This is a genomic window from Geobacillus sp. CCR (assembly GCF_052906625.1).
The window spans coordinates 1-8,681 of the sequence record NZ_JBREBQ010000061.1; the positions used below are offsets into that span (position 1 = coordinate 1).

Here is an 8,681-nt window from a genome sequence, read left to right on the forward strand (position 1 = left end):
CCAGTTCGGCATCCAGCAAGAAGGTATACGCCCCCGCCTGCCGATCATAGTAGTAGTTCCGTCGAAACGTCACTTCTCCAAACAGCGTTTGGATCGTAGTCGGCCGTTTGTCTTTCAGCTGATACCGCCGCTTGTCCCGCGCTTCCGCCAGTTGTTGATCGATCTCCTCCAAAAGGGCCGCCAACAAGACAGCGAACACCTTTTGAAGAGTTCTGACTAATTGTTCCTCCAGCTCTTTTAATAAAGGCCATTCTGTGGTAAGATGTTTCATGGACTCTCTCCCTCCTGTTTTCGGTTGATGTTGACAATCACCATCATAGCAGGGAGAGAGTCCTTTTTTCACGACATTTGCTTTTTCTACCGCGCTTCGCTTGGTGGCCCCGACGAGCGTCGCGAACAAAAGTTCGCAACCCTCGTCGGGGATCATTTCGGAATGTCACCCACAAATATTTTACTCACACTCTTGACAAGAAATGAATCCAATTTATTGCCCCGCCGTAAACTTCAAACCAATGACTCCGACAAGAATGCAAAGCAAAAACGCCACACGCGGCGCGTTGACTGGCTCGTTTAAAAACAACATGCCGACCAAGGCCGCGCCGAGCGCTCCGATTCCCGTCCACACCGCATAGGCGGTGCCGATCGGCAACGTTTTTATCGCCAGTGATAAAAAGTAAAAGCTCGCCGCCATCCCCGCAATCGTCACAACAGAAGGCCAAAAGCGGGCAAACCCGTTCGTATATTTCAGCGCGATCGCCCATACAACTTCGAACAAACCAGCAACTATTAAATAAACCCACGCCATGCCCCGTCCTCCCTTTTTAGCGAAAATAAAAAAGCCGCGAGAACGATCGAAACGATGCTCCTCCCGGGCTTTTGTCCCTCCGTGCACGCGGCGATGCCGCGCGTTTTCTCTCGGTCGCAGGCCGGCCGCAAAGCAGCCGCGGAACCCTAGAAAACCTTTTTCTTCTTTTTTTCCGCTGTTATTGTACCATGTTTGTGGCCAATCGGCTACTGATTTAACCATCGTGCCGCTGGCATAGCAAGAAAGCAGATGGGACATTCCCATCTGCTTTATACCGGATCGTTATCAACATCGCTGTACGATTCAATCGCTTGATCGAGCGCCCGGTAGGCCTCAGCGAAAGCGTTTGTCGCCGATTCATCTCCCGCCTCGGCCAGCTCCATTCGCGCATTGCGCGCGTGAGTCACCGCACGGATGACATCTTCGATCATTTGCCGTTTATCCCTGGCGCTCGCTTTTAACCGTTCAAGCTCATGAATCGCCCCATCAAGACTCGTCGAGCGCGGTTCGTCAAACGATTGTTCCAGCTGCTCTTTCACACGCTCCAATATTTCTTTCATCATCGCCCATCCTTTCTCTATTCGTTGTCATCCGCTAGTGTGGGCGATTGGCGGCAAACTATGCATTACCAAGACGCTGAAATTGTGTCTACTCATTTACGTGCACATCTTTCAAACCAGCCCAAAACGCGGCGATGATCGACAGGGCGACGATGATCATCGGCGCATACATGATCAAAAATGTTTGCATTATCCTTTTCCCCCTTCCCATTTTCCTTTAACGTACGCCTTGTTAAACAAAAAGAGGCGCATAAGCAAATAAAGTGACGGAATTAATAACAGAAGGCCGGCAATAAACGCGACGATCAACGCCATAGCCATCGTCTCATTCGTAAACCCGTCATAAATCGTCAAATACGGGTACAACAAATACGGATAATGTGAAATGCCATAGGCGTAAAAGGCGAACGCATATTGAAACAACAGCGCAATAAACGCCCAGCCGAACCGCCGCTGCCGCCAAAGCAGCCAAACGGTAATGACAAAAAACAAAAAGGAAATGACCAGCATCCACGCCACATTCCATAGGTTGGCGTAATGCTCGGGATTATGGTAGCGGAGCTGGTAAATAATGAGCAGCGCTGACAACATCGTCGGCCCGCTCCAAAGAAGAGCGTAGCGGCGCAACAGCGCCCGCGCCCGTTCATCCTTGGCCTCGTCCGCATAGTACGTTAAGAAAACGGCAGAAATGTAAAGAACGCTCGTCACACTGAGCAGCACAATGCTCCATGACAACGGGCTTGCAAACAGCTTCCCATAATCCAGCGCAACGCCTGAGGCGCCTGCCTCCACAAACCCGCCTTCGGAAATCGTCAACACGATGGACAGGGAGGCCGGAATAAACAACCCCGTCAATCCATAAGCGATTAAATACCAGTTCCGTTCCGTCCCCCCATACGTATGAAACGCATAGTACGAGCCGCGAATAGCTAACAAAATGATGGAGATGCTCGCCGGGACAAGCAAAATAGAACCGTAATAATACGCCGTTTTCGGAAAAAAGCCGACAATGCCGACAAAGAAAAAGACAAGAAAGACGTTCGTCACTTCCCATACAGGGGAAAGATAGCGCTGAATGATGCGGTGCAAAATATGCTGTTTGTTTGCCCAATGGCTATAGGCGCTGAAAAACCCAGCCCCGAAATCAATCGAGGCAACGATAATGTACCCGAACAAAAACAGCCATAACACCGAAATGCCAATGACTTCGAGCGTCATGGCGCCACCTCCCCGTTATTGGCCCGCTCTGCCAGCTCCCGTTCAACCGGGTTGCGGCGGAACATACGGATGAGCACTGTTGCGCTCGCAATTACTAACACCATATACAAAAGGCAAAACAACACAAGCATCGTATCCACATGCGCCGACGATGTCGCTCCTTCCGCCGTTTTCATATAGCCGCGCAAAATCCACGGCTGCCGCCCGACTTCCGCTAAGTACCATCCCGCCTCAATCGCAGCCATCGCCAGCGGCCCTCCCGCCACCAGCAGTCCAAAAAACCACTTTTTCGCCGTCCACTTCCAGCGGAAAATCGATCCGAGCCAATACGCGGCTGCGACAACCATTAAAAACACCCCGATCGTGACCATCACATCGAATAAGTAATGAATGTACAGTGGTGGGCGTTCATCTTCCGAAACTTCGTTCAGTCCGGTCACAACCGCAGCGGGATGGTTATGGGCCAAAATGCTAAGGGCATATGGAATTTCCAAGGCATATTTCACTTCCCCGTCTTCTTGGAGCGCGCCGAACAGGATCAACGGTGCATGGGAGCTCGTTTCAAAATGCCATTCAGCGGCCGCCAGCTTTTCTGGCTGGTATTCGGCTAAAAATTTGCCCGATAAGTCGCCAATCAATGCACTGGCTACCGAAAAAATAAAAGCTGTTTTCATCATTAAATGAAGTGCCTTGCGATGATAAATGTGACGATTGCCTTTCCATAAATGCCAAGCGGCGATCGAAGCAAGCACGAATGCTGACGTCATATACGAAGTCGCCAGCACATGGGCGACTTTCGTCGGCATCGCTGGGTTGAACATAGCCGCGATTGGATCGATGTTGACAAGCTCGCCGTTTTTAAATTCAAACCCTTGCGGCGTATTCATAAACGCGTTCACCATCGTAATAAACATGGCTGATGCTGAAGACCCAATTGCCACCGGGATAAGCAAAAGCAAATGTTTTTTCTGATTTTCGAACCGATCCCATGTATACAAATAAATGCCAAGGAAAATGGCTTCAAAAAAGAAGGCGAACGTCTCCATGAACAGCGGCAAGCTGATCACTTGGCCAGCCAGCTGCATAAAGTTCGGCCATAAAAGCGACAGCTGCAAGCCGATCGCTGTTCCTGTCACCACGCCGACCGCTACGGTGATGACAAAACCGCGCGTCCAGCGGCGAGCGAGTAAGATGTAATGCATATCATTTTTGCGAATCCCAACCCACTGGGCAATGGCGATCATCAGTGGAATCCCGACGCCGATCGTGGCATAAATGATGTGGACCGTCAGCGTCAATCCCGTCAAAATACGGCTAAGCAGCACCGGATCGTAACCGTTCACGATTCATCCCCCCTTATGAAAACAAGCGGCCAATCAAGGAAAGCAAGACAACAGCCGCAACAGCAAAGCTAACGAACACAAGCGTTTTTTCATGCCGCTTCCACATATCCATCCCCCCGGGCGAACAAACAGTGGTGAAGAATTTGTGACAACCATCACAAATTATCCACTTCATATTATTTCATAAAATCGGGGACGCTATCCGGCATGATTTCGAATAATTTGTGTCATTTTTCACATATTCATCGTGACAAACAAAAAAAGCAGGAGATCCCTGCCCTCATGTTATAAATATTTCCGATGCACCGTTTTCCCGTCATACGTAAACAACATCGGCTTTTCCTCGACGACCGTCTCCATATGGACCGGACGGCCCCACAACTGATAAATGTATGGGAGCACTTTTTCTAAATACTTCAGATCGAGTTCGATTCCTTCATACCAATGCTTCAAATACAACTCTCCGTTGCGCATATAATCGCCGTCATTGACCGTGATATACGGGAATCCGCCATTTACCCGCATGCTGACGAGTTGGTCGCGGATATGCTCCCAGTTTTTGTCGACGATTTTATATTCTTTCCCCTGTTTTTGGAACAAATACATATCTTCGCGCATGACGAGCTCTTTCGTTAAATAGTTGCGCAAAAACGAAATGTCGGATTCGAGTTCGCGCACTTCAAAAATTTTCGCCCTCCCCGACCCCGGCTTGACGCCGTATTTTTTCATCTCCTCAGTCGGGTTGTTCCACCGCTCTTCAATGTCTTCAAAAATTTTCAGTCCTAAATAATACGGATTGATGCCAGTGCGCGACGGTTGCACGACGTTGGCGTTCAGTTTCGCAAATTCAATCGCCTCATCGCTCGTCAAATCCATCTCGCGCAAAATGCGCTGATGCCAATACGTCGCCCAGCCTTCGTTTATCTAAGATGCTTATTTTATTCCAACACTGACACAACAAAACACAGTAATTATTGTATACGCATTTTATTGATAGCTCGGTATTTATCATCAGTAATTAAAGAGGAAACAAAATTGTCTAATATTACATCAATAACCAATCGCGCTTCTTCTTTTGTGGTACAGACTATCCTGCCTTGCTCATCTAATTGCAAATTAATCATGCCAGTATTTATCAATTCCTCAATACGCTCTCTTTTTATGCGTTCCAACCCATAATCAGCTGCCTTAGCTAGCTTCTTTTGAAGACTTATCTGAGACTGAACAAATTGTAAAAAGTTAGAATCATCTGAAACAATCCCTTTTTCCATTATCTGTTCGACTATTTCATCTGCTGCTTGTCTAAATCTTTCATAATATCTAAACAAAGATAAAATTTTATTTTCATTGTACAATAGAACATTATTACCAATTATAATTCCGTCCCATTGATCGTCTAAAAAAAGCTTCTTGTCTCTTTCTTGGGAGATCTGATAATCACCTCTATCCACAACTTCAAGTATTTTACGTTTTTTTAGAAATACACTTTCGTTTATTATTTTTAAAAAATAAACCTTCATTTCATCATCAATTTCAAGTTTCGCTAATAACACTTTAGGTTTAAAATCATCTCTATTTATTAAAGTCCTTGCATCATTTTCAACTTGCTCATTATTTATACGCTGAGTCCATAAATAAAGTTGATTTAAATTATTTATTTCAATATATCTTTTTATTGTCTCGCTTTCTTCGTCAACTTCTCTAATATTTAATACTTGATAATTTTCTGTTACATCCTCTAGCAAAGCCTTTGTGGTTCCCAACAACCAATCTTGTACTGATTGGTCGATTGGAATTTCTTTTGGATCACAATCATCATAAACAGATTGTGTTCCTTCTCTTAGTACAGAACCTACTATAAATAACTGGTAAACGTAATCATTGTTATGTTCCATTTCATTAATTTTTTCTTTTACATAAATCAATTCATCATTCATTTTGTTGCCCCCTACTCCCATCGATTAATACTGTTTCTTTATCTCTAATAAAACGATAACAAATTATTTTTTTACCTAAGCATTCCTCGAATTTATCATTTTTAGAAATAAGGAGTGCTTCACCTAAATCTGTTTCGATAGCGTATATTCTTAATTTTAGAGCTGCCATAACTGGATTGACATAAAGTAAATCTGAATACATCGATAACCAGAATATTAAAAGAATAAGAACAAATAAAACTATTATATCCCTAAAATTATCCATATCTAGACTAATCAGCGGTAAAACATAAGTAACAAGGTAAACTAATATATCCCTATCCCTAGGTTGTATTTTCTTAATGGTATATTTTTTCTGTCCAATCCTTTTTTTCTCTGTGGTTCTTAATTCAAACAATATAAACAATATCGATAATAATGAAATTACCAGCAGCAAAGTTGATATAAGTCCCATTACTCCATTTAATGTTTTAATCTCTAACAGAAACAATATATCGATAAACCTCCAATATTTAATACAATAAACAAGGAATTCATAATTAAAAAATTTTATAAACAGTACCAAAAATAAAGGAAAATAAGACATAAAAAGAAATAATAAACGAAACCAAAATGGAATTAACAATTAAACCTCCCCCAATTGGCAGATACCACCAATATTTTAACGAATAAATTACCTTTATTTCAACAAAAACCCATTTAGTATTCTGATTCTTTTTAATATAAAACCTTCATATCCCTCAACTACCTCCTTGCCGAACTGCAAATCCTTGGATTTTCCTTGTTACTACTCCAAAACCGAACAATTTTGCTTGTTCGCCTAATCTAATTTTGAATCAAGGTAAATTTATGATCATAACATTAGTGATGTAACTTTACTTTAGTCGCTAAAAAACAAGGAAGTTCTCTCCTCCTTGTTTAAAGTTGTAATGAGAATAGAATTAGATCTTGTTGTTTAGTTTCGATTTCTTTTTCTAATTCTCATTATTCTGTTTTAAGCATTGACACGGTATTGCACTAACATATTCTTCAACACAGTTGGTCTAATCATCTTTGACATTGGATCGATAAGATGTAACAGTAATACTTAACCAACCTAATTACCGAGTTTCCAAATCTCCTCTATCCAAATAACCGAGAACTGTTAAAAAAGGACTTCCTTGTCCATAATAAAATTAGGACAAACCCCAGCTTGTCCCTTGAAATCAAAGGTTTTTCTTGAATTTCAGTCGTATCAATATCGGTAATTTGGGGCTGATCGCGATCGGGTCCTACCCTTAATTACCGAGAAAAATTGCTTTACCTACCAATATATGCACCTAATCACCGAGATATGTTATTACATAAATAAAAAAATCTCCTGCAAATGAGGAGATTTTTGTATCATTTATCATCTAAATTGAAACGTAGTTTACATTGCAAATGTCCTTTTTTATTAACCATAATTTCTTCAAATAAATACAGGAACAACGCTCGCATATCTTCATTGCAGCTAGAGACAGGAGCCTGAAATTGTTTTAAATGATCTCTAATTAAATTTTCATTTTTTTGAACCTCTTCTAAGAATTTTATTTTTGCCTCTTTTTCCTCAATCCAACGTTCAATTTGATGAATTTTGTTTAGGATTCGATCTTTTGTAATGATCAATATTTTGATGTGAGGTTCCTTTTCTTCCTTCCTTTTAAAGGCTTTTTCAATTTCAATATCGCAAAGCTGGAGTTTTCGTTTTTCTGTTTGCCATGACACTTTTAAATCCTCAATACTTTTCTTGACGTTGCTAATTTCTGTTTCCACTTTTTCCTGAACAGCCGAGATAAGTTTCTCCGTATCTATACCTTGATAACTTTTGAACACTCTTAATACCGTTTGATGTGCGTCGTCTGCATCGATTTTATAATTGCATGTTTTGCATAAATACACTTTCTTTCCATATACTTTTCCCTGGTTACTCGTCGTTCGCTGATCTTTTCCAATTAAATCCCCATTGCAATTTTGGCACTTTAACAAACCTGTTAACAGAAAAGATGTTTTAAAATGTTTCGGTGGAATTTTCCTCTCGTTCTTTGTTTTGTATAGATTCCAGCAATACTCCCATTCTTCAATCGTTAAAACCGCCGGAATAAGTGGACTTTTTTTCATTATCCACTCACTTCTGTCTTTTAACGCATTATGTTTCTTTTCATGCTTTCTTCTGATTGCGATATAACCTGCATAAAAGGGATTCGTAATGATGTTTTTCACGTGGTCTTTAGTCCATGCTTTTCCACGATAACTGTTTTCAGGAAGCTGTTTGGCAATAGATGAAAAACCATGATGATTTTTATATAACTCAAACACTTTTTTCACCAATTCTATTTCAGCTTCCACTATATCAAACTTTTCGGTTCCTCCTTCCTTTTTGGAAGTATACTGATACCCAAACGGAGCTCTGCCACCTGTCCATCGTCCATTTTTCGCCAACGTTTCAATTGCATTTTTTGTATTGATCCGGATTTTATCCAGCTCATATTTGGCTACTCCATCTTTAATCGCTCTAAAAATGGTGTCGCCAAAATCATATAAACTTTCTGTTTCACTTTCGATGATTGGGATATCTAATATATGCATCGTTGCGCGTATCAGATCATGTTCTTCAGGTATGCGTGCAATGCGGGAATGTGAGTAGATAATAACGAAGTCAAATTTCTTTTCAGGGTCTTCACCATTTTCTGTGATTTCCACTCAACCCCAGAAATATGTTAGCTGGATGAAATCGGTTCATCAGTCAGGATCCTTCTTCCGCATACAGACCACGAAGTTGGTAGAATGGAAACAGTCA

General features: G+C 42.0%; 9 protein-coding genes, 1 pseudogene and 1 riboswitch. All 10 genes and pseudogenes read right to left on the reverse strand.

All coding sequences use genetic code 11. The annotated features are described in order from the left end of the window. Nucleotides 1-271, reverse strand: a 271-nt coding sequence (locus tag ACVBDQ_RS17110; RefSeq protein ID WP_446663366.1) for a UPF0236 family transposase-like protein, incomplete at its 3' end; no start/stop codon positions are given. 213 nt (nt 272-484) lie between these two features. Next, nucleotides 485-805, reverse strand: coding sequence for a DMT family transporter (locus tag ACVBDQ_RS17115; protein WP_011230112.1), 321 nt, complete (start codon nt 803-805; stop codon nt 485-487). Nucleotides 806-863: 58 nt separating this feature from the next. Next, nucleotides 864-966, reverse strand: a riboswitch (guanidine-I (ykkC/yxkD leader). Between the two features lie 108 nt (nt 967-1,074). Next, nucleotides 1,075-1,365: a hypothetical protein gene (locus ACVBDQ_RS17120; protein WP_023634424.1), complete on the reverse strand. Its 291-nt coding sequence runs from the start codon at nt 1,363-1,365 to the stop codon at nt 1,075-1,077. A gap of 88 nt (nt 1,366-1,453) precedes the next feature. Beyond that, nucleotides 1,454-1,555: a cytochrome bd oxidase small subunit CydS gene (gene cydS / locus ACVBDQ_RS17125; RefSeq protein ID WP_011230110.1), complete on the reverse strand. Its 102-nt coding sequence runs from the start codon at nt 1,553-1,555 to the stop codon at nt 1,454-1,456. Then, the gene (locus tag ACVBDQ_RS17130; RefSeq protein ID WP_011230109.1) at nt 1,555-2,583 is read right to left on the reverse strand and encodes a cytochrome d ubiquinol oxidase subunit II; all 1,029 of its coding nucleotides are present in this window, start codon (nt 2,581-2,583) and stop codon (nt 1,555-1,557) included. The genes cydS and ACVBDQ_RS17130 overlap by 1 nt, the downstream gene beginning before the upstream one ends. Next, a complete protein-coding gene (locus tag ACVBDQ_RS17135) occupies nt 2,580-3,926 on the reverse strand; it encodes a cytochrome ubiquinol oxidase subunit I (RefSeq protein WP_446663367.1) in 1,347 nt (448 codons plus the stop codon). Before ACVBDQ_RS17135 ends, ACVBDQ_RS17130 begins: the two co-directional genes overlap by 4 nt. A gap of 285 nt (nt 3,927-4,211) precedes the next feature. Then, a pseudogene (locus ACVBDQ_RS17140) lies at nt 4,212-4,850 on the reverse strand (SpoVR family protein); the annotation flags it as partial. A 47-nt stretch (nt 4,851-4,897) separates the two neighbouring features. Continuing rightward, complete coding sequence (locus tag ACVBDQ_RS17145) at nt 4,898-5,863, reverse strand: Kiwa anti-phage protein KwaB-like domain-containing protein (protein ID WP_011230106.1); 966 nt, start codon at nt 5,861-5,863, stop codon at nt 4,898-4,900. Next, the gene (locus ACVBDQ_RS17150; protein ID WP_096225773.1) at nt 5,856-6,353 is read right to left on the reverse strand and encodes a hypothetical protein; all 498 of its coding nucleotides are present in this window, start codon (nt 6,351-6,353) and stop codon (nt 5,856-5,858) included. The genes ACVBDQ_RS17145 and ACVBDQ_RS17150 overlap by 8 nt, the downstream gene beginning before the upstream one ends. An 893-nt stretch (nt 6,354-7,246) precedes the next feature. Further along, complete coding sequence (locus tag ACVBDQ_RS17155) at nt 7,247-8,584, reverse strand: recombinase family protein (RefSeq protein WP_446663368.1); 1,338 nt, start codon at nt 8,582-8,584, stop codon at nt 7,247-7,249. Nucleotides 8,585-8,681 lie beyond the last annotated feature (97 nt).

Excerpts from the sequence above, each read along its gene's own strand:
- cydS (WP_011230110.1), bottom strand. The coding sequence starts at position 1,555 with ATGCAAACATTTTTGATCATGTATGCGCCGATGATCATCGTCGCCCTG.
- ACVBDQ_RS17130 (WP_011230109.1), bottom strand. The coding sequence starts at position 2,583 with ATGACGCTCGAAGTCATTGGCATTTCGGTGTTATGGCTGTTTTTGTTC.
- ACVBDQ_RS17115 (WP_011230112.1), bottom strand. The coding sequence starts at position 805 with ATGGCGTGGGTTTATTTAATAGTTGCTGGTTTGTTCGAAGTTGTATGG.
- ACVBDQ_RS17120 (WP_023634424.1), bottom strand. The coding sequence starts at position 1,365 with ATGAAAGAAATATTGGAGCGTGTGAAAGAGCAGCTGGAACAATCGTTT.
- ACVBDQ_RS17145 (WP_011230106.1), bottom strand. The coding sequence starts at position 5,863 with ATGAATGATGAATTGATTTATGTAAAAGAAAAAATTAATGAAATGGAA.